The organism is Marinomonas sp., assembly GCF_965225885.1.
Classification (GTDB): Bacteria; Pseudomonadota; Gammaproteobacteria; order Pseudomonadales; family Marinomonadaceae; genus Marinomonas.
In genome coordinates, this window is record NZ_OZ245329.1 from 1,623,369 (window position 1) to 1,648,640 (window position 25,272).

Genomic DNA, 25,272 nt, shown 5'->3' on the forward strand with positions numbered 1-25,272 from the left:
GATTTTGTAAGGAAGCCCTGTGACACCTCCGCATTTGAACCCGAACTACGCGATATTTTGTGAACAATCCTCTTCTCGTGCTTTGTTACTGGAGCATATCCAAGACGCTCGAGAAAGACATGGTCTTGATTCATTAAACCAAGAGCAAATTGATACGTTAGAGCCCTTGTGGATTTTGAGTGATTATTTGCATCAGCAATTTACTCGTTTTCCCCATTGGTTAGATGATTTGCTGGCGCTTAAAAAATTACCTGAAAAGCCGTCCAAAGAAGCCTTGATGGCTGGTGAAGCGTTTTTCTCATGTGAGGCGGGCGCTTGCCCGGCAGAATCGCCAGAGCCATTGGACGAAGCGGGTCTTGTTAAGCGTTTGCGTTTGTATCGTCAGTGGTGGATGGTGCGGTTGATTGCCTTGGATATTCAGCAGAGACTTTCATTGACCGAGCTGACGTCACGTTTAAGCGCTTTAGCGGATGCTTGTGTGAATGCCAGCCTTCAATGGACAACGCAGCACTATCTCGCCTTGTATGGTCAGGCGTTGGATAGTCACGGTCAGCCTCAGTCGATGATTGTCATTGGTATGGGCAAACTGGGCGGCAACGAGTTAAACCTGTCTTCTGATATCGATTTGATTTTTGCGTTTCGTGAACATGGCGATACCCAAGACGGAAAGAAAAGTCTGTCTCACCAAGAGTACTTCACTAAGTTAGGTCAAAAACTGATTCAGCATTTAGATCAGGTTAACGCAGATGGGTTTGTGTTTCGAGTCGATATGCGTTTGCGGCCGTTTGGCCAGTCTGGTGCTTTGGTACTTAACATGGATTCCTTGGAAAACTATTACCAAGATCAAGGGCGAGACTGGGAGCGTTATGCCATGATCAAGGCTCGTGTCATGTCGGGTAATGCGCTGGATGTAAGGGAATTTGAGGCCTTACGAAAGCCCTTCGTCTATCGTAAATACCTTGATTTTGGTGCGATAGGCGCGCTGCGTGATCTTAAGCAAATGATTGCCAAGGAAGTACGCCGCAAAGGCATAGAACACAATATTAAATTGGGCGAAGGCGGTATTCGTGAAGTGGAGTTTATCGCTCAAGCTTTACAGATATTGCATGGTGGCCGAGATCAAGGTTTGCAAACCCCGGCCTTGTTGAAAGTCTTACCTTACCTTGCTCAACAGGATTATTTGCCCGTCGAAGAAATGGATCAACTTCGTGAGGCATATTTACTTTTACGTCGCACCGAGCATGCATTGCAAGCAGTAAATGACGAGCAAACTCAGCTATTGCCAGAAGATGATCGAGCGCGAACTCGTATTGCTTTGATAGTAGGTTTCCCTTCGTGGGAAGCTTTAGATAAGCGACTCTGGGAAGTGCGAAAAAATGTGCATTGCTCTTTTGTGGCGCTAATCGATGATGGTCACGAAAGCAGTGAGGAAGTGAAAAATCAGGAAACATGGCGTTTATTGATTAAGCATCCGGAAGACCGAGAGGCCATCCAAGACGCGATTGAGCAGATTGCTTGGCAGGATCAAGAGGCAAGCATTTCACGTATTTCTCAATTGCTTAGCTCGCGCACTGTGGTGTTTATGCAGCCTATTGGTCATGAACGACTTGCTGTATTTTTAGCAGCTCTGATTTCTAAGTTAACAGACGAAGCCAATCCAGATTTGGTATTAGAGCGTGTTTTCCCTATTCTAGAAGCAGTGTTACGTCGTACTGCGTATTTGGTTTTATTGTGCGAAAACCAAACCGCGCTGACGCACCTAATTCGGTTGTGTCGAGAAAGTGTCTGGTTTACCGAGGCAATTTCGACGACACCTGCGTTGTTGGATGAACTGCTAGATGCTAATACGCTCTTTTCGCCACCCGATAAAACCATGCTAGCGGAAGAGTTGCGACTTATCTTATTGCGTTTGCCGGAAGATGATGAAGAAGCTCAGATGGACGCCATGCGTCGCTTTAGGCGTTCTATTATCTTGCGTATTGCTGCCTGTGATATCACCGAGATATTACCTGTCATGAAAGTGAGCGATCACTTAACTTGGTTGGCGGAAGTACTTTTAGATCATGTGTTACAGCAGTCTTGGCAATATTTGACTAAGAAGCACGGCTTTCCAGTGAGTCAAGGAGAAGCCGCTTTAACACCACAATTGGCGATTATTGGTTATGGTAAGTCAGGCGGCTGGGAGCTGGGTTACGACTCAGATCTCGATCTTGTGTTTATTCATGATGCGCAAGCAAACGGCAGTACAGATGGTGATCGCAGTATCGACAATCTCACTTTCTATACGCGCCTCGGGCAGCGCTTAATTCACATGATTACTAGCTTTACCGCTGCTGGTCGATTGTACGAAGTGGACATGCGCTTACGTCCTTCGGGTAACTCTGGTTTGTTGGTATCGAGTTTAGATGCTTTTAAAGATTACCAGCAAAAAGAAGCCTGGGTTTGGGAGCATCAGGCGTTGACTCGTTCACGTGGTTTGGCAGGTGAGCCTCATTTGCTAGCCAAATTTGAAGATTGCCGCAAAGAAATTATAGCGTCGGTTCGAGATCGTAATGAATTAAAAGCGGAAGTCATCAAAATGCGCGAGAAGATGCGTGCTCACCTTGATACGGGCGGCAAAGAAAAAGGTTTTGATCTGAAACAAGGGGCTGGTGGCATTATTGATATTGAATTCATGGTGCAATATTTAGTGTTGGCTTGGTCATGTAAATACCCCGAGCTGATGCGATTCTCCGACAATGTTCGACAGCTTGAAGCAGCCGCTTTAGTTGGCTTGATTGGTGCTGAGCAGGCCGAAAAAATGACGGATACTTATACGCTTTATCGGTCTCTAACTCATCGATTGAGTTTGCAGCAGCAGGGTAGAGTGGTTCAAAAGGATACCTTGGTCGATAACCAAAACTTGGTGAGTCTGTATTGGGATAGCTTTGTGAGTGATGACAAAATTTGATGGTGCGGTTTGTTATAAAAAATGTTGTGAAAAGATGTTCGTAAATTGATCAAAGCCCAGCTATACTGAATTTATTGATGTTTTTTTAGACGGAAGATGTAAGTAAAAAGTGTTCGTCTAAAATCATTACTACGAACCCAAGATAGATAATTAAGGGGGCAAAATGCCAAGCATTAATGGTTTAAGTAGTCCTGCAATGGATTATGCCAGTGAAGTTTATAGCGCAAATCTAGCCAAAGCCGCACAGGAACAGCAAGGGAAGCAAAACCTTGAGTTACTTCAAGAAGCGACAAAAAACGTCACTCCTGTAGCGAGTAGCGGCCCACAAGCCACAACGGATAACCTAGGACAAAATATCAATATTAATGTTTGATAGCTGTGTTTGGTTGCCCTTGAAATACGTTTAATAATTAAAAAGCCCCGCTGAGTATTTTCAAAGTACTCAGCGGGGCTTTTTGTTCTCTGACTGGAACGAAGTAGAGCTTAGACTTATTTATTTACTTATTTATTAAGCGCTGCTCTTCTTCGGATAATGGTTGTTCTTTAATTACTGCTTCAAAAGCTTTGAGACGTTTGTAGATAGATAGTAATTCTACGATGGTTGTCCAAGAGTTAATTAAGTATTGAAACGAATTCTCTACCTGATTAAACGCATTGATTACACGTTGCATAATACCAAATGTTAAAGCACCAGCGACGATAGAAGGGCCCAAAACAATGAATGGAATAAACTGACCAATACTTAGGTAGCCATACCGAATGACGTTAAAGTACAAGTAGTTAAAATACAAACGGAAGTAATTTTTTCTTACATTGAGAAACAATTCACTTAAGGTGATCGGATTGGCTCTGTCTTCATTATCTTCACCATAGACAAGCTCTTTACGGTAAGCCGCTTCTACCCGTTGGTTTTTGAATTCTAATCCTGGTAAACGGATACCAGCGACAGCCAGTAATATCGTGCCAATAATGGACCATGTGATTGCGACAAAGACAAGTGCCTGTGGAATCTCACCAATTAATGGCAGCGTGGTTACATAACCTGACAGACTCCATAGAATAGGTAGAAAAGCGATTAAAGTCATAATGGCGTTTAAGAAATTCACCCCAAGGCTTTTTAAGATCGAGGCGAAGCGCATTGTGTCTTCTTGGATACGCTGAGATGCCCCTTCAATATGACGAACTCGTTCCCAATTTGCTGTGTAATATTCGGTCATTGCGGTACGCCAGCGAAAAACATAATGGCTAACAAAGAATAAATTCAACACAGAAACTGTGATTGACACCACCACAATCAGGGTGACCGTCGCCATTTGACCATAGAAATCCGCTAGTGTTATTTTGCCAGGATCAGATAGTGCTTTTTGTATTAAGTCGTAAAAGCTACCATACCAGTTATTTAGCATCACGCTCACTTGAACATGAAACCAAGTGACAAACACAATGAGTGCTGATCCAAGTACTGACCATTTTGCCCATTTCTGACCACCGTAAGTTACCCAGAAACTGACAAACAATAGATAACAAAGGATCATGTATTGGTATGACCAAATATCAATGGCTGTTTTTTGTGCGTCTTGGAAAGCGGCCTGTGCCGCGGCATCAGCGCCTTCGGCTAATGCATCTGGAAAGTGAACACCAAACAATGAGCCTAAGCTCAAACTGGCACCAAAATCTTGGACAAAAAAATACCATGCCAATATGCATGAAATAGACCATAGGGCAAAACTAAGAAAAAAGAGCTTGGGGTTTGGAAAGAAGGATTGAAACACGGTTTAGTTTCTCTATTAGTTGAATAATTCATAAGCCATTGATTTACGCAGGGTTGTTTAATGGCGCTTTATCGGAGCTTAAACCAGTCAAGTGATAATCACAATCAAACAGCCCTTAAGGAATCAGCAAAAAAGACGATAACCCATTAATAATTCGTCATTATGATTATAATTGGCTGTGAGGTTACTGGATTGGAGCAATAAGGGAATAGTATGACACGGGTTGATGTGTATTTAGTTAGAGCTTTTTCTATTGCTGGCCATGGTGGAAACTTAGCAGGTGTGGTTTTAAATGCCGATACGTTAACGGATGTGCAGAAACAATTCATAGCTAAGCAAGTGGGTGTGTCAGAAACGGCCTTCGTAAGTCAAAGTGATACAGCGGATTTCGAGTTGTCTTTTTTCACCCCAACGGTAGAAGTGGATTTTTGTGGTCATGCCACGTTGGCGGTATTTTGGTTGTTGCATTATTTTCAGCATATTTTGGCTGGTAGCTATCAACAAGAAACAAAAGCAGGCATCTTATCTGTCGAGGTGGCGTTGCATGGCGATGTTTTGATGAGTCAGAGTTTGCCTGTTTGGTTGGCAGAGCACAGCGCAGAAGAAATTGCCCCTATGTTAGGTCTCCGATCACAGGTTATTGCTCAACTTGGTTTGCCTATTCAGGTTGTGTCGACCGGATTGGTTGATGTTATGGTTCCTGTTCCCTACGGCGTGTTGGATTGTCTTGAAGTTGATAGTGAGGCGATAACGCGTTTCTGTCAGCAGCATCAATGTGTCGGATTTCATGTGTTTGAAATGAACCCACCAGAGGCTATCTATACGGCAAGTTGCCGAAACTTCGCACCAGCCGTTGGTATTCCAGAAGAATCCGCGACAGGTAGCTCGAGCGGAGCGCTTGCGTGTTATTTGAATCGACACTTTGGTTATCAGCAGATGGTTTTTGAGCAAGGTCGAGCAATGAAAATGCCGTCGCGTCTAGTGACTCAATTAACAATAAAAAGTGGCGCGTTAACCCAGGTTCAAGTTGGTGGAGAAGGGGCGTTTTTAAAAAGAGTAATGTTAACCTGCTAATGTAGATGATTGTTACATATAGCTTGTTTGGTTATTTGATATTGGAGAATAAAATTCTATATAGATATTGTTAGTTTTTAGGGGGAGGGCAGCTAGTTATGCCTTTATCAAAACATGCTTGATAATGTTTTCCCATATTGATGCGTAGATTAGAGCTTGGATGGCTTGATAGAAAATCGGATAAATTATTATCCTCTTTGTTTTCTTCTATTCTAGTCGCAGGCTCATCGTGTATTTGATCAATACTACCAATAGAATCTTGTTCTATTCTTGTTAATATGGCTCCCAAGCTTGAAGGGGGGATACCCGCAGTCAAGGCATGTTCATAAGCAAACTGGTCTGCCTGAGCTTCATAATGTCGAGAATAGACGCTGCTGACAAGAAATGAGCCAACGCCAATACCTAAATCAGCAACAGAGCTGACATCACCCAATATCAAAGACGAAGCAACTGTCATGATACTGCCTTCGATGACTTTTTTTAAGGCATGTCTATCAACAATATGACCCATTTCATGCAGTAAAACTATATCCATTTCACTTTGATTTTGTGTCAGTTCGACAAAACGATCAGTTATTATAATATTACCATTAGGCAGTGCTAATGCATTAGCGATACTGTCTTTTTCATTTAATGGCCAGCGACGAAAATATAATGAAAAGTGTGGTGTATCATTTGCTTGATAAAGCGGCGCGACATTTTTTTCAAAATGTTGGCGAATTTTATCTTGCTGTAATATGGGTAGCTGGCTTGATTTTAAAATGTTGGCGTCTAAAAATTGCAAGGCATGGCTGGATAATATTTGATTGGCTGAATCGGGTAGCGCTTCTGCAATAACATGACTAACGGCTGGCAATCCCCATCTGATGCCTGAAAAAAACAGTCCAGCAATGATAAAAATACTTAAAATCACTAAAGTCAGATTTTGTTCTAATTGATGAACAAAAACCATGAATTGAGAGGATTTGGTCTGTTTTCTTAGTGATTGGTCTATTGCGTCATTCGCTTTTGTTTCAAAGACGCTGCCATCTTTAAGTGTTATTTTGCGTGCAATATTGCCTAGACGGTGGGATATTTCAAGTTCATCAAGTTTGCCTTTAATAGAAAGATGGTCGTCAGTATAAAGCTGAAAACCATCCTCAGAGATGTGCAATTTGGCAGGAATGGATTTTGCACTTCCTGCCAAATAAAGCTTCCCATTAATCATTAAAAAACGAGACCGCCAACGTCTGCATTAAAGGCATCACCAAGCTCTTCTCCTAGTGGGCCCTTGTTATCACTCTGTGTACTGATGAATTTGTCAAAGCCTTGCTCAGCTTGAACACTGACACTTTCGATTGAATAACGATATAGACGTATTGCTGTCCATGGATAAGCCAAACCTAGAGTGCAGACAAGTAGTAATAGGTTTGTGAACATAACGCCAAAATATTTATTTGTCGAGAGTGTCGATTCAAATGTGATCGAATTGTCTAGTATGGTTTCATTTAAAAGATATGCGCGTTGGTTTGCTTTTGTATAAGCAAGCGCATACATACTAATGAGAAGAAGTGTGACATAGAATGCTATCAAGCTATAAATAATTAAGCTGCTTGGTCTTGCTCCTTGCCCTAGGTTGCTGATGTTTTGCATCAGTGAATTAATTTGGTTTGAGCTTATGCTCATGTAAGCCATACCAGCAAAAATGATTGCAGCAGCTAGGGCAAGTAACAACGAAATACCTGTAGCCTTTAAAAAGATAATAAGAAAAGGCTTGAATTCAAGTTTATTATTAACTTTCCCTTGACCAAAATGAATGCCATTGAAAATGTAGCTGTTGACTACTTTAGTTGTCATTGCAATATAAGCAGGGTAAGCCATAACGGTTAAGAGAGCTGCTAGCCAAAAGGAAATTGAACCGGCTAAAGATACGGCACCAATAGCGGCTAATAACATTCCGATAGGATAAGCTAGTAATACGATATAAGATCCAGAAAGCTCACCATTAAAGCCAAAGCGTACATTTCGGTAGCTGGACATACTAAGGTTAAACTTCATTGAACGCCAAATAATCCAAGGTAAAGCAATAAGAAGGGCGATTGGTAGGATGAGACCTAATATTGGGTTTAATTGGCCAATAACCAAGTATACAAGAAGCAGTGCAACGGCAATGATGAAACTGACAAACAGTTGTTTGCCCGTTGCATGGTATTCAAAGTTTGCATTATCAAGTTCTGTATTGCCGTAGAAGTAGCGCAATGTTCGAACTTTAGCCCATGGTCTATATAAACCTAGTGTAATAATTGTCAGCAGAATATTCACTATCCAGATTTTGAAATACTCTGAACCAGATCCATTGAATTTAAGTGGAGTCATTTCCTTTTTACCCTCTTATGCAGATATATATCTTAAAATTTCGGCGATATTATCGTTATATTAAGTTTTATTCAATCTTTAATATGAAGATGATGTGCATAGGAGTATGTGTTATTCAATACTTTTAATCATATTTACTTTTTAAAGGCGGTGTCAGGGAAAGTAGGTAAGAGTTTTTTCGCGGATGTAATGATAAAAAAATCGGACCGAAGCCCGATTTTTGAACATGCTATCTAGTACTTAATTGCTTACGCAGCTTTGTTGTTAGCTACCACTATCGCGATAGCTTTATCTAGTCGAGCAAGGCCATCTGAAATGTCTTGTTCAGTGATAATCAAAGATGGCGCTAAACGTAGAACGTTTGGACCCGCAACAAGAACAAATAGACCTTCTTCAGCGGATGCTTTAACAATCTCACCGGCTTTACCTGCAAGGCTATCAATCACTTCGGCACCGATTAGAAGTCCCATGCCACGAATATCTTTAAAGACATGGTATTTTTCATTAATGGCTTTTAGACCTTCAACAAATAAATCATGACGTTTCGCTACACCGCCTAACACTTCAGGCGTGTCGACTATATCGATAACAGCTTCCGCGATGGCGCAAGCCATTGGGTTACCGCCATAAGTACTACCATGAGTACCGAACGCTAAGCTTTTAGCGGCTTTTTCTGTGGCTAGCATAGCGCTAACAGGGAAGCCGTTTCCTAGTGCTTTTGCAGTCGTTAGGACGTCAGGCGTAACGCCGAATTGCTCGTAAGCAAAGAAAGTGCCAGTTCGACCTACGCCAGATTGTACTTCGTCATAAACCAATAGCGCATTGTATTGATCACATAATTCACGCACTTGTTTAGCAAATTCAATGTCGGCTGGAATGATTCCACCTTCACCTTGAATAGGCTCCATAACAACGGCGCAGGTTTTGTCGCTCATAAGAGCTTTAAGCTGCTCAATGTTATTGAAGTCGCAATGCTTAATGCCAGCAGGTGTTGGTTCAAAACCTTCTTTATATTTTGCTTGTCCACCGACAGACACTGTGAATAAGGTGCGTCCGTGGAAAGATTTGTAAAAAGCGATTATTTCATGTTTTTCTGGACCAAAATGATCATAAGCGTAACGACGAGCGAGTTTAAAAGCAGCTTCGTTGGCTTCTGCACCGCTGTTTGCAAAGAAAACTCGGTCAGCGAAGGTCTTTTCAGTCAATTTTTTAGCTAATCGTAGCGCTGGCTCATTGGTCATGGTATTTGACAAATGCCATAGTTGCCCAGCTTGCTCACGCATGACATTGACTAGAGTAGGATTTGAATGACCCAATGCAGTAACAGCAATGCCGCCTGCAAAATCGATGTATTCTTTGCCTTCTTTGTCCCATACGCGAGAGCCTTCGCCACGCACTGGAATAATCGCAGAAGGTGCGTAGTTAGGAACCATCACTTCATCAAAGGTCGCTCTCGTTACTTGTTGTGTCACTTTTCTATCCATTTTAAAAAAAGACCTCTTAAAAATAGGCGGCTGCAAAGGCAGCCGCCTGTTGGTTTATATCAGATTTCTCAATTCACGAATAGCAACAGTTACCATAGCAAGCGTTAATTCACTTTCGGTTTTTACTTCACCGAATGTCGCACGATAATGCTGGATACTGTCATTATTTGATTCGCGCCAATGGGTTAGACGTTGTTCCAGTTTCTTAATGTCGGCACTGGATTGAATAACCTCTTGGGTGAGGGTTCTTAGGCTATTATCTATCTCATCGCCAAGACCAGCTTTTGCACGGCGTTGCCACATATCTTCAGCTGATAACTCAGTGACTTTATGGCGCAACCAATGAAGTTCTAAGTCCATTTCAAGCGCGAAGTAGGTTTGAGCAACATCCAATACTTCTGTCTCGGTATTTGCCGCAACTCGGATAATATCTAACCCGTAGAATAGGTAGTGAAGAGACGATAGTCTTTCCGCTACTTCGGCTGGAATATTTTGCTCGACAAGGCTTGCCGCGATGTCAGCCAAATGCGCTTGACTAGATTCTGTCAAAATCGCCTGCATATTGGCTCGAATGACTTCGACACCAGGTTTGTAAGCGTCTTTCAAACGTTGGATCGACAAGCTCTCACGAGTGTTACGTAATAGCCAAAGCGTCGCGCGCTCTAGAAGCCCTTGTATGCGAATCAGCAAGCTGTTCAACACAGGATTAGAAGCAGTGAAGTCTAGCCCGTTAATCGCATCCCATAGCGCCGGAATACCAAAAATGTCTTCTGCTGCCATGTAAGCCCGCACAACGTTTAAAGAAGATGCGCCGGTCTCTTCTTGCATGTAGGTGCTGAATGTCGGTCCCATTCGGTTGCCAACATTATTGGTAACATGACCGGCAATGATTTCTTGGATCAACGGATGCGACGCCATTTGGCCGCCGAAATGTTTGGTCAACTGTGTTGGGAAGTATTCATTGATTTGAGTGGTCAAATCAATGTCTTCACCAATACCGTCTTCTACTAGTTGCTCAGACAATTTGATTTTTGAATAAGCGAGTAGCACCGAAATCTCAGGACGTGTCAATCCTTGACCTTTGTTTAGGCGTTTTTTGATTTGTGCGTCACTTGGTAAGTATTCGATTTCACGGTCTAAACGACCTTCTTTTACGAGCGATTGAATTAGTCGCCAGTGATCCGTTAAACGTTCCTGTGCTTGTGCATTGGCAAGAGACAATACATGGCTTTGTCCACGGTTATGGCGCAATACTAAGTTGCCCACTTCGTCTGTCATTTCAGCAAGCAAGCTGTTGCGTTGCTTCTCGGTCAAGTCGCCGTTTTCAACCACGCGGTTTAGTAGGATTTTGATGTTTACTTCGTGATCCGAGCTGTCTACACCCGCAGAGTTATCGATCGCATCTGTGCTTATTAGGCCGCCTTTTTGGGCGAACTCGATACGACCAAGTTGGGTTAAACCAAGGTTGCCGCCTTCGCCAACAATCTTGCAGCGTAGTTCTCTGCCATTTACACGTAATCCATTGTTTGCGCTGTCTCCTACATCTGCATGAGATTCGCTTTCGGATTTCACATAGGTGCCGATGCCGCCGTTCCAAAGTAGATCAACAGGTGCTTTTAAGATCGCATTGATCAAATCCGTTGGTGCCATGGATTTGATGTTGCCTTCTATACCCAATGCTTTTCGAATGTCTGCATTAATTGGGATGGATTTCGCTGAACGATTGAAGATACCGCCGCCTTTTGAAATCAACTCTTTGTTGTAGTCTTCCCATGAAGATCGAGGTAGCTTGAACATGCGTTCGCGTTCAGCAAAAGACGCTTCAACATCTGGCGTTGGGTCGATAAAAATGTGCATGTGGTTGAAGGCTGCGATCAAACAAGTGCGTTTAGACAACAGCATGCCGTTACCAAACACATCGCCCGCCATGTCGCCGATACCAACGGTAGTGAAATCGGTTGTTTGGCAATCGATGCCGATTTCTTTGAATTGGCGTTTAACCGATTCCCAAGCACCGCGAGCTGTGATGCCCATTTTCTTATGGTCGTAGCCGTTAGAGCCACCTGAAGCAAACGCATCACCTAACCAGAAACCATATTTCGCAGAAATGCTGTTTGCTAAGTCAGAGAAGGTCGCGGTGCCTTTATCGGCAGCAACCACTAGGTACGGGTCGTCTTCGTCGTAGCGAAGAACGGATAGTGGCGGAACCACTTCGTTTTGTACTAGGTTGTCAGTAATGTCTAGCAAACCGCTAATGAAAGTGGTGTAGCAATGGATGACTTCTGCTTGAACTTCTTCGCGTGACGCATTCTTTTTGAGTTGTTTGGCAACGAAACCACCTTTCGCTCCAGATGGAACAATAACGGCGTTTTTCACCATTTGGGCTTTTACCAAGCCAAGTACTTCAGTACGGAAATCTTCCATACGATCAGACCAGCGCAGACCACCACGAGCGACTTTACCACCGCGCATGTGGATGCCTTCTACCCAAGGCGCATAAACGAAAATTTCGAATTTCGGTCTTGGAAGTGGTACCGCTGGAATTTGTGAAGGGTCCAGTTTGAAAGAAACGTAGTCTTTCACTTCGCCTTCAGCACCTGCTTGGTAGAAGTTGGTGCGCAACATTGCCTGAATCACAGATAGATAGTGTTTCAGAATGCGGTCTTCGTCCAAGTTAGCGACTTGATCTAGTTCTAGATCGATTTTTTCGAGCAGTTTTTGTACTTTTTCTTCGCGTTTGGATTCTAAGCTAGGGTCGAAGCGTTGTTCGAAAAGTTGAACTAGAAGACGAGCAATGCCGGCATTCTTTTCAAGGGTTTGTTGCATGTACTGCAAAGAGAAAGGCACTTGTAGTTGCATTAAGTACTTGGTCAATGCTCGCAACATGGTCACTTGGCGCCATGTCAAGGAAGCGCTTAGTACCAAGGCGTTAAAGCGATCGTTTTCAACGCGACGGCTGAAGACTTGATTGAACGCATCTTGGAACGCTTCACGTTGAGAGTTTTTCTCAAGATTGATATCGGCATCGACACTGATGGCAAATTCCACTACCCAGGTGTTCGCCGTGCCGTCACCATTTTGATCCAATTCGTATGGTCGAGCTTCTAGTACTCGCAATCCCATACATTCCAAAATAGGCAATACATCAGACAAAATCAACGTAGTACCTGAGCCGTATACTTTGAAAAAGTAATTGTTTTTGGTTTGGCCAACTTGGCGATAAATATGGGTCGAAATATCGCCTTCGCCACCTAATTGGCTTAAGCGCTCTATATCCAATACTGCGGCATTTGGCGAGAAGTCTTCACGGTAAGCCGCTGGTAAGTATGGCACGTAGTCAGTGAAAAGGACGTTGCCATTTTCCTCACCGTGACTCTTGTGAAGCGCACTTAGTAGCTTGTCTTCCCATGAGCTCATTGCATCTTGCATCTTACGCTGAATGTCTTCTGCGTCGATGGTTGGGCTTTGTTTAGGGTCGGCAATTTGAATAGTGAAGTTGACACGAGCCAAAACTAGCTGCGAGAACTGAACGTTGAATTCTGAGCTGGTGCCGTTACAAGCCGTCATCAAGATGTCTTCCATCTTCATGCGTAGTTCGGTGTTGTAACGATCTCGTGGCACGTAAACCAAAGCGTTTAGGAAACGACCGTAGATATCCTTGCGCAAGAATACTCGTAACTGGCGGCGCTCTTGAATGGCTAAAATGCTTTCTATGGTGCTAAAAAGCTCTTCAACTGGCGCTTGGAACATCTCGTCACGAGGGTAGCTGTTTAGGATGTGTTTAAGGTTTTTGCCCTTGTGGCTGTTTGGATCCACATTGGCTTTTTCAACAATGACGTTGAGCTTTTTACGCAGCAGAGGAACATCTTGCAAGCGAGCAATGTAAGCCGCGGAAGAATACAAACCAAAGAAGCGCCACTCACCGATGACATGGCCTTTTTTGTCAAAGCGTTTTACGCCAAGGTAATCAAGGTGAACAGGGCGATGAACCGTAGAAACCGCTGTCGATTTGGTTAGTACGAGAATGTTGCTGCTATCAATGGCTAATTTAGCAAGGTTGTCTTGTAAAACAATGTCACGTTTTACTTTTTTGTTGTTGATGTCGCGGAACGTACCTAGACCGGAACCTTCGACTAGTTTTAGGTGAGTTTCATCGCCTTCAACTGCTAGGTCATACGCTCGGAATCCAATAAAGGTGAAGTGATCGTTTTCTACCCAGCGTAAGAAGTCCAAAATCTCTTGGTGCTCTTCATTGCCTTTTAGGTGAGCAAGTTGCTCAGACTCGCGGATAATTTCGTTCAGATTGGTTTTCATTTTTGGCCAATCAGCAACGGTTTTCTTTACATCAACTAAAGTTTTAAGGAGCTCTTCTTTAATATCGTCGAGTAAATTGATATCTGACAAGCGATCGATTTCAAATCGCATTAATGCTTCTTGAGCTGTAGAAGAAGCATTGATTCCTTGTAGTTCGCCTTTTTTCGTACGATCAACTGGAACAACTGGATGCGCTGTTAGGTGAATGGTATGACCCAGTCTAACGAGTGACATATTAAAAGATGAAACAAGGAATGGCATGTCATCCGTTAGAATTTCGATAACGGTATGAGTAGATTGCCAGCTGTGTTCCTCGTAGTTCGGGTTGTACACACGAATCTTAGGTTGGTTAGAAGAGCGTTGTTGCAAAAAGTCCCATAAGCAAATAATCGTGCCGTATAGGTTTTCGATAGATTCATTGACCAAATCTTCCGTTAAAGAGTCCTGGAAGTAGAGGTGGGTAAGTTGAATCAAGTTATTGGCTTCTGCAGCGCTAAAGTTTTCGTTTATCTCAACTTCAACACGTTCGATTAATTCGTTTTTTTTGTAATCAGTCATTAGAACTCATCCCTCATGAGTGGTGTTCTTAATAAAACTAGTTGCGTTCTTAATAAAAGCTAGTAGTGCAATTTTACGAAAGTATTCAGTTCGGACTCTGGATATGATTATTATGAAAATTCCACTCCTTTGATAGCTGTAAACTTATCTAATTGCGACATATTGTTGTGATGTCTGGTTAATTGGACTAAAAAAGTCTTGCTCAATACGAAAAAAACCTTTGTTATCCATTTTAAACGAAATAAACTCCTTTTTTGTCTATAGTTCGCAGGATAATATTTTGTACAAGAGTGAATTCGCATCAAGAGAAATCATGCAGGCAAGCAAAAAGCCATTAAAATACGGTTTTTTGCTTTTGCCACATTATTCTATGCTGGGTTTTTCTTCCGCTATTGAAACATTGCATATGGCGAACTGGGTGACAGGAAAAGAGCTTTATTCTTTTTGTACTATTAGCCATGAAGAAAGGCAGATCCCTTCAAGTACGGGGGTTACAACTGTTTCAGATTACCTGACAAGTGACGCGCCGAATGATTTAGATGCGATTTTTGTCTGTGGCGCATCCCCAGTGATAAAAAACGAAAGTCTAACTTTAGAAAATTGGATAAAAAAACAAGCAAAAAAGCAGGTTGGACTCGGTGGTGTGTGCACAGGAAGTTATTTATTAGCAAAAGCAGGTCTGTTAGATGGTTATCGAGCAACGATTCATTGGCGCAGTTTGGCGAACTTGCGAGATGAATTTTTACAGACGATCGTTTCTAATCACCTTTTTGAAGTCGATAGAGATCGTTATACTTGCAGTGGTGGAACGGCGGCGATGGATATGATGCTTTTTCTTATTGGCAAACAGCATGGTATGACGCTAGCTAGTAGTATTTCTGAGCAATTTGTTTGTGAGCGAATCCGCACACACGAAGACCCGCAAAGAATTCCTCTTCAGGCTCTTATTGGTTCAGGTCAACCCAAGCTTGTTGAAGCGGTTCAGCTGATGGAAGCCAATATTCAAGAGCCATTATCGTCAGACGATATTGCTTATCATGTTGGGGTTTCTAGGCGACATCTAGAGCGGCTGTTTAAAAGTAATTTAGATATTGTGCCGTCGCGCTATTATCTAGAGTTACGTTTACAGCACGCTAAGCAGTTGATTATTCAAACAGATAAAGCCATTACCGAGGTGGGTGTAGAGTGTGGATTTGGATCTGCGCCCCATTTTAGTACAACCTACAAAGGTTTTTTTGGCATTACGCCAAGAGAAGAGCGTAATAAAATCAACAATAAAACCGCAGCCCCTGTCCAAATAGACAAGAAAAAGAGGCGACTTTGGAAAAAGTAACTTAAAATACGGGTTACATTGTTTTTGGCGTGATTCTTGTATTCTGCTTGGTTGCGTAAGCTGATTGTTTTATTAGCTAGATGCTAGTTAAGAGTTGCGTTGTTGTTACTGTAAGAATAATAAGTTCATAGAGACCTTTGCACGACGTGACGAGCGAAGCCAAGACGAGGCAAAAATAGACGAGAAAGCGGAGTTTATGGGTTATAAATGAGCATTTCGAGTCTATTTTTAACAAAGTATTGACAAGCACAGTAGTCGTGAAATGGTTTCTCATAAAATAAAAGAAGGTATAAAACATGTCGAAAGTCCCGGCGTTAGAGCTCATTGATATCCACAAAACGTTTGGTGATATTGAGGTGTTAAAGGGGATTTCCCTAAAAGCTTACGATGGTGACGTTATTTCCATTCTTGGTTCTAGTGGCTCAGGTAAAAGTACGTTTTTACGCTGTGTTAACCTGCTTGAGAATCCCACTCGGGGCGATATTCTTTTCAATGGTAATAAGCTAGATTTAATTCAAGGTGAGTCTGGTTTAGTTGCTAACAATATGAAGCAACTTACTCAAATGCGTCAGCAGATTGGTTTTGTTTTTCAAAGTTTCAATTTATGGCCGCACATGACGATCTTACAGAACGTGATGGAAGGCCCGCTTCATGTTTTGAAACGTCCTAAGCACGAAGTGGCTGAATATGCAGAGCATTTATTGCGTAAGGTTGGTATCGCAGAGAAAAAGGATATGTATCCTAACCAGCTGTCTGGTGGCCAGCAGCAGCGTGTCGCCATCGCTAGAACACTGGCAATGGACCCACAAGTCATTTTGTTTGATGAGCCGACATCAGCACTAGACCCTGAGTTAGTAGGTGAAGTGCTGACTGTTATGCGTAACTTAGCAGAAGAAGGGCGTACTATGCTTATAGTAACCCACGAAATGAACTTTGCTCGTGACGTTTCCAGTGAAGTTGTGTTTTTACACCAGGGTAAAGTAGAAGAGAAAGGTACGCCAGATCAAGTGTTTGGTGCTCCAAAATCAGAACGCTGCAAGGCGTTTTTATCCAGTGTTTTTTAGGTAATATCTCGTTATTCAAACAAGAAACTATAAAAGCAAAAATGATTAAATAAACAAATATACTAAGGGGATTGCAATGAAATTGAAAAAAATGGTTTTGGGATCAGCGTTGTTGCTAACAGCAGCATTGTCAGCCGTTTCTGTACAGGCCGCAGATAAAGTTCGATTCGTAACAGAAGGTGCTTGGGCACCATTTAACTTTATTGATTCTGCTGGTAAGCCGCAAGGCTTTGACGTAGATATTGCTCGCGCATTGTGTGCAAAAATGGAAGCAGATTGCGAAATTCTAACTCAGGATTGGGATGGTTTGATTCCAGGCCTTAAAGTGCGCAAATTCGATGCGATCATTGCGTCTATGTCTATTACTGAGGATCGTTTAAAGGTCGTTGACTTCACGAATAAATATTACTCAGGTGGCTTGCGTTTCATGGGGCGCGTTGGTGAAAAATTTGACCTTGCTAAGCTTGACGGAAAAACTATCGGCGCGCAGCGTGCGACTTTAGGTGCACAGTACCTTGAAGATAACTTTACAGGTAAGGCCAACTTAAAATTCTATGATAACCAAGATAACGTTTATCTAGATCTTGTTTCAGGTCGTTTAGACATCGTTCTATCTGATGAGTTACCAACTTACAACTGGTTGAAAACATCAGAAAGCGGTTCTAAATTTGAGTTTAAAGGCGATGCTTTCATGAAAACAGACAATATTGCCATTGCTATTCGTAAGGGTGATGACAAGCTGAAAGCGAAATTAAATAAAGCGCTAGATGCTATTTTGGCTGATGGTACTTATCAGAAAATCAATGCTAAATACTTTCCGTTCTCTATCTACTAAGTGTAGATATTTCTTAGAGTTTCTCGGCGCAGTTGCGCCGAGAAACCTACTTTAAGCTTACTCTGAGAAAAAACTATGATTGATCTTCATGGATTCGGTGACCAGCTGCTGCAAGGTGCTGTTGTTACTTTAGAGCTAGCGCTGGCTTCGCTGTTTGTTGGTTTGATTCTGGGATTATTAGGTGCGTCTGCTAAATTGTCCTCTATTGCTGTTATTCGATGGATCGCTAATGGTTACACCACAATTATTCGTGGTATTCCTGAGCTGCTAACCGTGCTTATTATTTATTTCGGTGCCACCAGTGTTTTGATGGCGATAGCCGGTTTATTTGGCTACGGCGAATATATTGAAGTTGGTGCATTTGCGGCTGGTGTTACCGCGTTAGGTTTGACGTTTGGTGCTTATGCAACGGAAGTGTTTCGTGGCGCTTTACAATCTATTCCGAAAGGACAACATGAAGCGGCAACCGCTTTAGGAATGGGCTCAGTTCGTAAATTCTACCGTATTATTTTGCCGCAGGTATGGCGAATTGCACTGCCTGGGCTAGGAAATTTATTTCTGGTTTTGCTAAAAGATACCGCTTTGGTATCTGTTGTCGGGCTAGACGATATTATGCGTAAGGCAAATATTGCTGTAAGTAGTACCAAGCAGGCGTTTCTGTTTTATTTGGTGGCAGCATTTATGTATTTGGCTTTAACCATTATCTCTATGGTGTTCGTTTCCTATATGGAAAAACGAGCGAGCCGTGGTTTGACTAGGGGATAATGTATGGATTTTTCGGTTGTTGTTGAATATTTTCCTCGTTTGCTCGAAGGAGCTTGGGTCAGTCTTCAGTTAGTGCTTATTTCAATTGTGTTGGGTGGTGTCTTTGCCCTGCCGATTGCGCTAGCAAGAATTTCACCCATAGCATGGATTCGAGCGATACCTTTTGCTTATATATTTTTCTTTCGTGGAACACCGCTGCTGGTACAGATTTTCTTAGTGTATTACGGCGCATCTCAATTTGATGCAGTACGAGAAAGTTTCTTATGGCCAATACTGAGAGAGCCTTTCTGGTGTGCGATTATTGCCTTTACGCTAAATACCTCTGCTTACACGGCGGAGATCTTCCGTGGTGCGATTCAGGCAATTCCTCAAGGGGAAGTGGAAGCATGTAAAGTAATTGGCATGACGAAGGTTCAAATGTACCGCCGTGTCTTATTGCCTCGTGCTTTTGGTATCGTGTTACCAGCTTATGGTAACGAAATAATCTTGATGTTAAAGGGCAGTGCTCTGGCGAGTACCATTACCATTTTGGATTTGACAGGTATGGCGCGAACCATCATTGCAAGAACCTATACGCCGATGGAAATTTTCTTGGCGGCAGGTGCTATCTATTTGGTGATTAGTATTGTGATTATTGCGATTTTTCGTCAAATAGAGCTGCGTCAAAATCGCTACTTGGGCACTTTATCTATCAAGGTTCCTGACAAGGGTTAGCTTTGTGGGACATTAGTACTTAAATAAAAAAGAGGCTTTTTATTAGCCTCTTTTTTATTGTCTTGATGTTTTGGCGATAGCTTAGATTGCTTCGGCGCCTGTTTCACCCGTGCGAATGCGGATGATTTGTTCTAGCGCAGTAACGAATATTTTACCGTCACCAATTTTTCCTGTATTCGCACTATGCTGAATAGCTTCAATGGCGCGTTCAACTTGGTCAGTCTCCACCGCAAGCTCTAGCTTTACTTTTGGTAGGAAGTCGACAACATATTCTGCACCACGGTAAAGTTCTGTATGGCCTCGTTGGCGCCCAAAACCCTTCACTTCTGTGACGGTAATGCCGTTAATCCCAATTTCAGAAAGCGCTTCACGCACCTCATCCAGTTTAAAAGGCTTAACAATGGCCGTAATTAATTTCATTTCTTTTCTCCATACAAATTGAGAAATCCTTGCACGACTACTGTGCTTGTAACATCGAGTAAAGATTTCAAAGCATTATTTAGTCTAAAAATACCACTCTATTGTAAAAGTCGCCACAGGCTCGATGATTATGATCTACATTTAGTGTACATATCTTCATAGGAATGGAGTGCTTGAAATGAAAAAAATAACATCAAACGAGTATTTTAGAGCGAGCTCTGAGTCTTTTTTTGCTCAAATTGGCGCTTTACTATCTCATCAGGCAGGTGTGCGGTTATCTAGTGTGTCTTCGCCACAAAGTTTAGTTTGTTATCAGGCTAATGGAGCGACTAGTAATTTACAGCTTAGATTGGTTTTAATTCCGCTTACCAATGGGCGTGTATTAGGGCGTTTATCTTGGTTGGACTGGCGTGGTGTCGATCACGTTTGTTGTTATGTAAACGAGACCTTCGATAGTTTGATTATGGCATCAGATGGTATTTGGAGAAAACAGCATAAGAGTGCCGAAGCGTTGTGTTTGCAGGGCTTTGAAGCGTTAGTGGCGTAAATGCTAAAAGACCTTTGCTGGGGAGTAAAGGTCTTTGTGACAAAACTCTATTTATTGATGGCTATCTTATTTTAAAGGCCATTCAACTCATCTAAGTCATCATATTTAGGTTCGTGATATTTTCGTCCTAGCTCGTGAACCGCATCAATCAAATATTTTGGATGATCAGGATTGACGAATTGATGAATGCCGTGACCAAGATTAAATACATGACCGCTGCCTGTGCCGAATCCCGATAATACGTTTTCAACTTCACGTTCTATGACATCTTTGTCTGCATAAAGAACACAAGGGTCAATATTGCCCTGTAGTGCAACTTTGTCGCCAACACGGGCGCGAGCTTCTGCCATGTCTGTTGTCCAATCTAAACCAAGTGCATCAGGTCCCGTTGCAGCCATGTTTTCTAGCCATTGCCCGCCATTTTTGGTGAACATAATGACAGGGATTCTTTTGCCTTCATGTACGCGAATAAGACCGTCTAGAATTTGCTTCATGTAGAGCAAAGAGAACTGTTGGTACATTGGGCCGCTTAATACGCCACCCCAAGTATCAAAAATTTGTAGTGCTTGTGCGCCCGCTAATATTTGGCCATTTAGATATTCAGTAACAGACTTAGCCAGTTTGTCTAATAACGCGTGTAAGGTCTCAGGAGAGCGATACATCATCGCTTTGATGTGACGGAAGTCTTTGCTAGAACCACCTTCGACCATGTAAGTTGCCAACGTCCATGGGCTACCAGAGAAACCGATTAGCGGAACCACTCCATTCAAAGCATGGCGAATCGTGGTGACTGCTTTCATTACGTAATCTAAGTCGTTCGCTGTTGTAACAGGAATGGCGTCCACATCCGCTTTGTTCCGAATCGTGTGTCTGAACTTAGGGCCTTCGCCCGTTTCAAAATACAAGCCTAAGCCCATCGCGTCAGGAATAGTAAGTATGTCAGAGAACAAAATAGCAGCGTCTAGGTCGTAGCGCTTAAGTGGCTGAAGTGTTACTTCGCAAGCGAACGCATCGTTTTTGCAAAGGCTCAAAAAGTCTCCGGCTGTGGCGCGGCTGGCACGGTACTCTGGTAAGTAGCGCCCGGCTTGTCTCATCATCCATACAGGTGTTGTATCGACAGGTTGTTTGAGTAATGCGCGCAAGAAGCGGTCATTTTTGAGCTCTGGAAACATTAAGACTCTCCGATATGAATTTTCAGTTGGCGCATTTTACCTAAGTTAGACAGGAAAAGCAGAGTGAATAAGTACAATTTATGAAATGGTTGTTGAAAAGGCTAATAATGTTGATCTATGGCAGGGTTTGTTAATGGCTATTTGACCGATAGTTTGTAAGGAAAATCAGTCACCTAGATAGGTCTTTAGGCTGTATCTTTGTACCCGTTGAGCGGCATTTTCAATGTCTTTATTGGCGTGTAGCTCCGCTAACACCTTGGAGAAGGCGGCTTTGGTTTGTGCGACATCCATTCCGGGCTTGAGATGAGAAGAGTAGAGGGCTTTTAGTAGCAAATAATCCAGTGGGCTAAGATAGGTATCTATGCTGACATCGTTAAACACCGATGGAAAGACATCGTTAGAATCATTCGGTAGCCCCAGAAGCTGGGTGATTTCTTCAACGATGCAATCCAAAAAACGTGCCTTCCTGCGCGCATAATCGACAGGAATGATGATGCTTCCCTTGGTGATCTCGTATTTGCCATTTCGACTAAAATTGCCCAGACAAATCGCTTCATTAAGCGCTGTGCGGATTTTTTCTGGGTCGCCAATATATTGTCTGACTTTGTTTTCGATATTGTCGTAGGTGGTGAAGATAACAAAAATATTGGCTTGTTTAGGGTCATTGGTGAAGTCGATAGACAACCCTGTGATATAGGCAAGGTGCTGGGCATGGACACTGAGCAGTTCTTTTTGCAGGCTGGCGTCACCACTGTCGCTTTCAAAAAACAGTTTAATGGGTTTGTTCCAGCGGATTAATTTAGGGTATTTGGTTTCTTTGTACTCACGCTCCAAAGCAATTTTAATAAAACTGTCTTGGATGTAAGCATCATTTTGCCAGCGTTCCTCACCTAAGGCGAATGAGGAGATAAAAAAAGTGAGTAGCCAAAAAAGACTAAAGCGGATCATTAATCTGAGGCTGAGTAAGTTTGTCAGCATAATGCTGTAACGCACTTAACGAGTCTGGGGTAAATGGCATGTTGTCGGCGTTATTAAGTATGCTATCGATGCTCATTTCATGAATGGAAGCGACTTCTTTAGGCTGCAATGTCAGCTCACCATGTATCGCAGCATCATATTGGCAAGTAAATATCTTGCCCCATATTTTGAATCCTTCGCCTTCGGTAAAAAATACGCCTTGGCTTTCAAGTGGTGCATCGAAGCCTAGTTCTTCTTGTAGTTCTCTGTGGGCCGAATCGATATAAGATTCACCTTTTTCAACGACACCACCGGTCGTTACGCCGTAGAAGCTTGGGCAAAACGCTTTATCGTCAGTTCTTTTTTGAATGAGTAAATTTCCAGCCTTGTTGAACACTAAAATATAAGTGACACGATGATAATCCTTGCCAAAATTCATTAAGCGTCGTGGTACATCGCCAATTATCTTGTTGTTCTTGTCGACTAAGATAATGACTTCGTCATTTTCGGACATAAAATACTCTATTTAAAAGTGAATCTGGTAGAAAACGAAAGGGTATCGGCATTTGTGTTGAAAGAAAAGCTTTCTAATGGTTAAAGAAAGTAATCGATTAAAGGTTAACTGAGTATAAAAAAAGCGACCTGTTTTTGTGTTTTTTGCATAAGCCAAAAGATTGAAGATGCTCATAGCCTGAAAAACGGTATGATGAGTGATTACTTTAGTCTGTATTTTACAATGAAATTGATAGGGAAAGTTGGTAAGAAAATGTCCATTTTGAACAATGATTTTTTAGCCTTAACACTCGCAAACCAAGATGGCATTGTGCCTTTTCAATTCTCTTTTCCTAGTGGTGTAGGTTTTATTGAAGATGCAGGAATTTTACGCCTTGAGCCTAAGCAATCTAGTGCGACTAGTCTTGTATTGTCTGTTGGCGTACATGGTAATGAGACAGGGCCGATAGAGCTAGTCAATCAAATGGTCACCGCTATTCTAAACGGTACGATCTCATTAAAAATTCGGCTCTTGGTATTAATTGGCAACCCTGTGGCGGCCAACTTGGCTAAGCGTTTTTGTGATGTGAACCTGAATCGATTATTTAATGGGGCTTGGCAAGAATACGATGGCTTTGAAGCACAGCGAGCGCAGCGCCTAGAACAGGCGGTTAGTGATTTCTATTCGATTGCTGAAAATAAAGCGGATCAAATGAAGCTGCATTACGATTTACACACCGCTATTCGTGGCTCTGTACATGAAAAATTTGTCGTTTATCCCTATGTAGAAAATGGCATTTATAACAAGGAGCAATTGGCGTTTTTGGCGGCAAGTGGGATTGACGCTGTTTTATTGTCGCATCAACCGACAACGACTTTTTCTTACTATAGTTATGCTGTGCATGGTGCTCATGCTTTTACGGTCGAACTTGGGAAAGTATACCCATTTGGCGAGAATGATTTGTCTCGCTTTGCTGATCTTAAAAAAAGTTTGACTTTGTTGTTAGAGAAAGGGACTTTGGCGCAATCTTCTTTGGATAGCTTGCAGATATTTCGCGTATTGGATAGCTTGGTGAAAGACGATGACAGTTATGAACTCAGTATTGCCAACGATGTGAAAAACTTTACTCAGTTTGAAGCGGGCTATTGTATGACTCATTCTGATAAAAGTGATTACTACATTAAGCAAACAGGGGATGCGATTGTGTTTCCTAATACTAATCTGCCTATTGGACAGCGCGCTGGTTTAATAGTGCGGCCAACAATAATAGGTGATTTAGAGTTTGACTGAGTTATATATTATTGAAATGAGATTTAGGTTAAACCGCTTGAATCTCTTTTTTTATTATCGTACTGTTACGTTATAACATAAATTTAATGGTATTGAATAATGAATAAACTTCTTTTGGCCTTGGGCGTTTCTGCTTTGTCTCCTTTAGCATTGGCTAAGCCAGTTATTGCGACCAGTATTTCACCCGTCTCTATGATTGTTGCGGCTATTGCAGGTGATAAAGCTGAGATTCAACAGATTGTATCCAGTACAGCCTCTCCCCATGATTTTGCTATGCGTCCTTCGGATCTGAAAAAAATCATCAATGCTGACACTGTTGTTTGGGTTGGCGAGTCGCTAGAGAGCTTCTTGGAAAAACCGCTTGAGAATGCAGGCAAAGAAGAGTCGTCAATTGAGTGGCTTGCTCTGGATGGCATGGCATTGCACAACTTCGCTAAAGAGCATCATCATGATGATCATGACCACGAAGCACACGATGATCATGACCACGAGTCACACGAAGACCATGATCACGAGTCACACGAAGACCATGATCATGTAGCACATGACGACCACGGCCATGAAGGCCACCATCATGATGGTGTAGATCCACATGTTTGGTTATCGCCAGATAATGCCAGAGTATTAGCAAAAGCAGTGACGGCTCGTTTAGTGTTATTGGATTCCGCGAATGCTGAGTACTACAAAGATAATTTAGCCTCTTTTGAAAAGGGTTTGAGTGTGAAAGATGCTGAAATCCGCAAAGCAATGAATAAGGTTAATAAAGTGCCTTATATTGTTTTTCATGATGGTTACAGCTATTTTGAACAGCATTATGGCTTGAGCCATGCAGGTGAAATTACGGTCAGCCCTGAGCGTAAGCCTGGCGCGAAAAAAGTCGCTGAAATCCGTCACGAAATTGAAGAGCACAATGTGCAGTGTGTATTCAGTGAGCCACAATTTAGCCCTGCGATAGTGAAAACTTTGCTGGAAGGTTCTGATGTGAAAACAGCACCATTGGATCCATTAGGGAGCAAAGTGAAGATGGGTACAAATGCTTACTTCTCATTTTTAGACAGTTTGAGTGGTCAATTCCTTAGCTGCTTAGGTTAATTCCTTAATACCTACCAAGAGTAAGTGATGAAAACTTGCTCTTTGGTAGGCGACCCGCTTCCTCCTCTGTATAATGATGCCAC

Annotated in this window: 20 protein-coding genes; 11 read left to right on the forward strand and 9 right to left on the reverse strand. The window is 42.4% G+C overall.

Going from position 1 to position 25,272, the window contains the following annotated elements; all coding sequences use genetic code 11:
- Positions 1 to 19: 19 nt before the first annotated feature.
- Complete coding sequence (gene glnE, locus ACO05V_RS07685; protein ID WP_421849217.1) at positions 20 to 2,950, forward strand: bifunctional [glutamate--ammonia ligase]-adenylyl-L-tyrosine phosphorylase/[glutamate--ammonia-ligase] adenylyltransferase; 2,931 nt, start codon at positions 20 to 22, stop codon at positions 2,948 to 2,950.
- Positions 2,951 to 3,113: 163 nt separating this feature from the next.
- Entirely contained in the window at positions 3,114 to 3,323 is a 210-nt protein-coding gene (locus ACO05V_RS07690) for a hypothetical protein (protein WP_421849220.1), read from the forward strand.
- Between the two features lie 124 nt (positions 3,324 to 3,447).
- Here ACO05V_RS07690 and sbmA read toward each other — a convergent pair whose 3' ends face one another.
- Positions 3,448 to 4,722, reverse strand: a complete 1,275-nt coding sequence (gene sbmA / locus ACO05V_RS07695; RefSeq protein WP_421849224.1) for a peptide antibiotic transporter SbmA — start codon at positions 4,720 to 4,722, stop codon at positions 3,448 to 3,450.
- Positions 4,723 to 4,935: 213 nt separating this feature from the next.
- Between sbmA and ACO05V_RS07700 the strand changes: the two genes are divergently transcribed.
- The gene (locus ACO05V_RS07700) at positions 4,936 to 5,796 is read left to right on the forward strand and encodes a PhzF family phenazine biosynthesis protein (RefSeq protein WP_421849227.1); all 861 of its coding nucleotides are present in this window, start codon (positions 4,936 to 4,938) and stop codon (positions 5,794 to 5,796) included.
- Between the two features lie 70 nt (positions 5,797 to 5,866).
- Here the strand turns inward: ACO05V_RS07700 and ACO05V_RS07705 are convergent, their stop codons facing one another.
- The 4 genes from ACO05V_RS07705 to ACO05V_RS07720 all read right to left on the reverse strand — a co-directional run bounded on the left by ACO05V_RS07705 (position 5,867) and on the right by ACO05V_RS07720 (position 14,507).
- On the reverse strand, positions 5,867 to 7,003 hold the full coding sequence (locus ACO05V_RS07705; protein WP_421849230.1) for a M48 family metallopeptidase: 1,137 nt from the start codon (positions 7,001 to 7,003) through the stop codon (positions 5,867 to 5,869).
- Entirely contained in the window at positions 7,003 to 8,151 is a 1,149-nt protein-coding gene (locus ACO05V_RS07710; RefSeq protein ID WP_421849234.1) for a YjgN family protein, read from the reverse strand. The genes ACO05V_RS07705 and ACO05V_RS07710 overlap by 1 nt, the downstream gene beginning before the upstream one ends.
- A 248-nt stretch (positions 8,152 to 8,399) precedes the next feature.
- Positions 8,400 to 9,635, reverse strand: a complete 1,236-nt coding sequence (locus tag ACO05V_RS07715) for an aspartate aminotransferase family protein (protein WP_421849237.1) — start codon at positions 9,633 to 9,635, stop codon at positions 8,400 to 8,402.
- A gap of 54 nt (positions 9,636 to 9,689) precedes the next feature.
- A complete protein-coding gene (locus tag ACO05V_RS07720; RefSeq protein WP_421849240.1) occupies positions 9,690 to 14,507 on the reverse strand; it encodes an NAD-glutamate dehydrogenase in 4,818 nt (1,605 codons plus the stop codon).
- Positions 14,508 to 14,820: 313 nt separating this feature from the next.
- Here ACO05V_RS07720 and ACO05V_RS07725 point away from each other — a divergent pair, with 313 nt between their 5' ends.
- The 5 genes from ACO05V_RS07725 to ACO05V_RS07745 all read left to right on the forward strand — a co-directional run bounded on the left by ACO05V_RS07725 (position 14,821) and on the right by ACO05V_RS07745 (position 19,218).
- Positions 14,821 to 15,840, forward strand: a complete 1,020-nt coding sequence (locus tag ACO05V_RS07725; RefSeq protein WP_421849243.1) for a GlxA family transcriptional regulator — start codon at positions 14,821 to 14,823, stop codon at positions 15,838 to 15,840.
- 296 nt (positions 15,841 to 16,136) lie between these two features.
- Entirely contained in the window at positions 16,137 to 16,904 is a 768-nt protein-coding gene (locus tag ACO05V_RS07730; protein WP_421849246.1) for an ABC transporter ATP-binding protein, read from the forward strand.
- A 76-nt stretch (positions 16,905 to 16,980) separates the two neighbouring features.
- Positions 16,981 to 17,739, forward strand: a complete 759-nt coding sequence (locus ACO05V_RS07735; protein ID WP_421849249.1) for a transporter substrate-binding domain-containing protein — start codon at positions 16,981 to 16,983, stop codon at positions 17,737 to 17,739.
- A gap of 75 nt (positions 17,740 to 17,814) precedes the next feature.
- A complete protein-coding gene (locus tag ACO05V_RS07740; RefSeq protein WP_421849252.1) occupies positions 17,815 to 18,504 on the forward strand; it encodes an ABC transporter permease in 690 nt (229 codons plus the stop codon).
- A gap of 3 nt (positions 18,505 to 18,507) precedes the next feature.
- Entirely contained in the window at positions 18,508 to 19,218 is a 711-nt protein-coding gene (locus tag ACO05V_RS07745; protein ID WP_421849255.1) for an ABC transporter permease, read from the forward strand.
- Between the two features lie 81 nt (positions 19,219 to 19,299).
- Here ACO05V_RS07745 and ACO05V_RS07750 read toward each other — a convergent pair whose 3' ends face one another.
- Positions 19,300 to 19,638, reverse strand: coding sequence for a P-II family nitrogen regulator (locus tag ACO05V_RS07750; protein ID WP_110577288.1), 339 nt, complete (start codon positions 19,636 to 19,638; stop codon positions 19,300 to 19,302).
- 178 nt (positions 19,639 to 19,816) lie between these two features.
- Between ACO05V_RS07750 and ACO05V_RS07755 the strand changes: the two genes are divergently transcribed.
- On the forward strand, positions 19,817 to 20,185 hold the full coding sequence (locus ACO05V_RS07755; protein ID WP_421849258.1) for a hypothetical protein: 369 nt from the start codon (positions 19,817 to 19,819) through the stop codon (positions 20,183 to 20,185).
- Positions 20,186 to 20,256: 71 nt separating this feature from the next.
- On the opposite strand, the gene hemE is transcribed toward ACO05V_RS07755, so the two are convergent.
- From hemE to ACO05V_RS07770, 3 genes are all read right to left on the reverse strand, one after another.
- Positions 20,257 to 21,357, reverse strand: a complete 1,101-nt coding sequence (gene hemE, locus ACO05V_RS07760; RefSeq protein WP_421849261.1) for a uroporphyrinogen decarboxylase — start codon at positions 21,355 to 21,357, stop codon at positions 20,257 to 20,259.
- A gap of 165 nt (positions 21,358 to 21,522) precedes the next feature.
- Positions 21,523 to 22,335 (reverse strand): DUF2927 domain-containing protein, encoded by an 813-nt coding sequence (locus tag ACO05V_RS07765; protein WP_421849264.1) that lies wholly within the window; start codon positions 22,333 to 22,335, stop codon positions 21,523 to 21,525.
- Positions 22,292 to 22,828, reverse strand: coding sequence for an NUDIX hydrolase (locus ACO05V_RS07770; protein ID WP_421849267.1), 537 nt, complete (start codon positions 22,826 to 22,828; stop codon positions 22,292 to 22,294). Before ACO05V_RS07770 ends, ACO05V_RS07765 begins: the two co-directional genes overlap by 44 nt.
- Before the next feature lie 252 nt (positions 22,829 to 23,080).
- Between ACO05V_RS07770 and astE the strand changes: the two genes are divergently transcribed.
- Entirely contained in the window at positions 23,081 to 24,097 is a 1,017-nt protein-coding gene (gene astE, locus ACO05V_RS07775) for a succinylglutamate desuccinylase (protein WP_421849270.1), read from the forward strand.
- A gap of 99 nt (positions 24,098 to 24,196) precedes the next feature.
- On the forward strand, positions 24,197 to 25,189 hold the full coding sequence (gene znuA / locus ACO05V_RS07780) for a zinc ABC transporter substrate-binding protein ZnuA (RefSeq protein WP_421849273.1): 993 nt from the start codon (positions 24,197 to 24,199) through the stop codon (positions 25,187 to 25,189).
- Positions 25,190 to 25,272: the final 83 nt, after the last annotated feature.

What these genes read in the sequence shown, in the direction of transcription:
- ACO05V_RS07690 (WP_421849220.1), top strand. Translation starts at nt 3,114, where the DNA reads ATGCCAAGCATTAATGGTTTAAGTAGTCCTGCAATGGATTATGCCAGT.
- ACO05V_RS07700 (WP_421849227.1), top strand. Translation starts at nt 4,936, where the DNA reads ATGACACGGGTTGATGTGTATTTAGTTAGAGCTTTTTCTATTGCTGGC.
- ACO05V_RS07705 (WP_421849230.1), bottom strand. Translation starts at nt 7,003, where the DNA reads ATGATTAATGGGAAGCTTTATTTGGCAGGAAGTGCAAAATCCATTCCT.
- ACO05V_RS07710 (WP_421849234.1), bottom strand. Translation starts at nt 8,151, where the DNA reads ATGACTCCACTTAAATTCAATGGATCTGGTTCAGAGTATTTCAAAATC.
- ACO05V_RS07715 (WP_421849237.1), bottom strand. Translation starts at nt 9,635, where the DNA reads ATGGATAGAAAAGTGACACAACAAGTAACGAGAGCGACCTTTGATGAA.
- ACO05V_RS07720 (WP_421849240.1), bottom strand. Translation starts at nt 14,507, where the DNA reads ATGACTGATTACAAAAAAAACGAATTAATCGAACGTGTTGAAGTTGAG.
- ACO05V_RS07725 (WP_421849243.1), top strand. Translation starts at nt 14,821, where the DNA reads ATGCAGGCAAGCAAAAAGCCATTAAAATACGGTTTTTTGCTTTTGCCA.
- ACO05V_RS07730 (WP_421849246.1), top strand. Translation starts at nt 16,137, where the DNA reads ATGTCGAAAGTCCCGGCGTTAGAGCTCATTGATATCCACAAAACGTTT.
- ACO05V_RS07735 (WP_421849249.1), top strand. Translation starts at nt 16,981, where the DNA reads ATGAAATTGAAAAAAATGGTTTTGGGATCAGCGTTGTTGCTAACAGCA.
- ACO05V_RS07740 (WP_421849252.1), top strand. Translation starts at nt 17,815, where the DNA reads ATGATTGATCTTCATGGATTCGGTGACCAGCTGCTGCAAGGTGCTGTT.
- ACO05V_RS07745 (WP_421849255.1), top strand. Translation starts at nt 18,508, where the DNA reads ATGGATTTTTCGGTTGTTGTTGAATATTTTCCTCGTTTGCTCGAAGGA.
- ACO05V_RS07750 (WP_110577288.1), bottom strand. Translation starts at nt 19,638, where the DNA reads ATGAAATTAATTACGGCCATTGTTAAGCCTTTTAAACTGGATGAGGTG.
- ACO05V_RS07755 (WP_421849258.1), top strand. Translation starts at nt 19,817, where the DNA reads ATGAAAAAAATAACATCAAACGAGTATTTTAGAGCGAGCTCTGAGTCT.
- hemE (WP_421849261.1), bottom strand. Translation starts at nt 21,357, where the DNA reads ATGTTTCCAGAGCTCAAAAATGACCGCTTCTTGCGCGCATTACTCAAA.
- ACO05V_RS07765 (WP_421849264.1), bottom strand. Translation starts at nt 22,335, where the DNA reads ATGCTGACAAACTTACTCAGCCTCAGATTAATGATCCGCTTTAGTCTT.
- ACO05V_RS07770 (WP_421849267.1), bottom strand. Translation starts at nt 22,828, where the DNA reads ATGTCCGAAAATGACGAAGTCATTATCTTAGTCGACAAGAACAACAAG.
- astE (WP_421849270.1), top strand. Translation starts at nt 23,081, where the DNA reads ATGTCCATTTTGAACAATGATTTTTTAGCCTTAACACTCGCAAACCAA.
- znuA (WP_421849273.1), top strand. Translation starts at nt 24,197, where the DNA reads ATGAATAAACTTCTTTTGGCCTTGGGCGTTTCTGCTTTGTCTCCTTTA.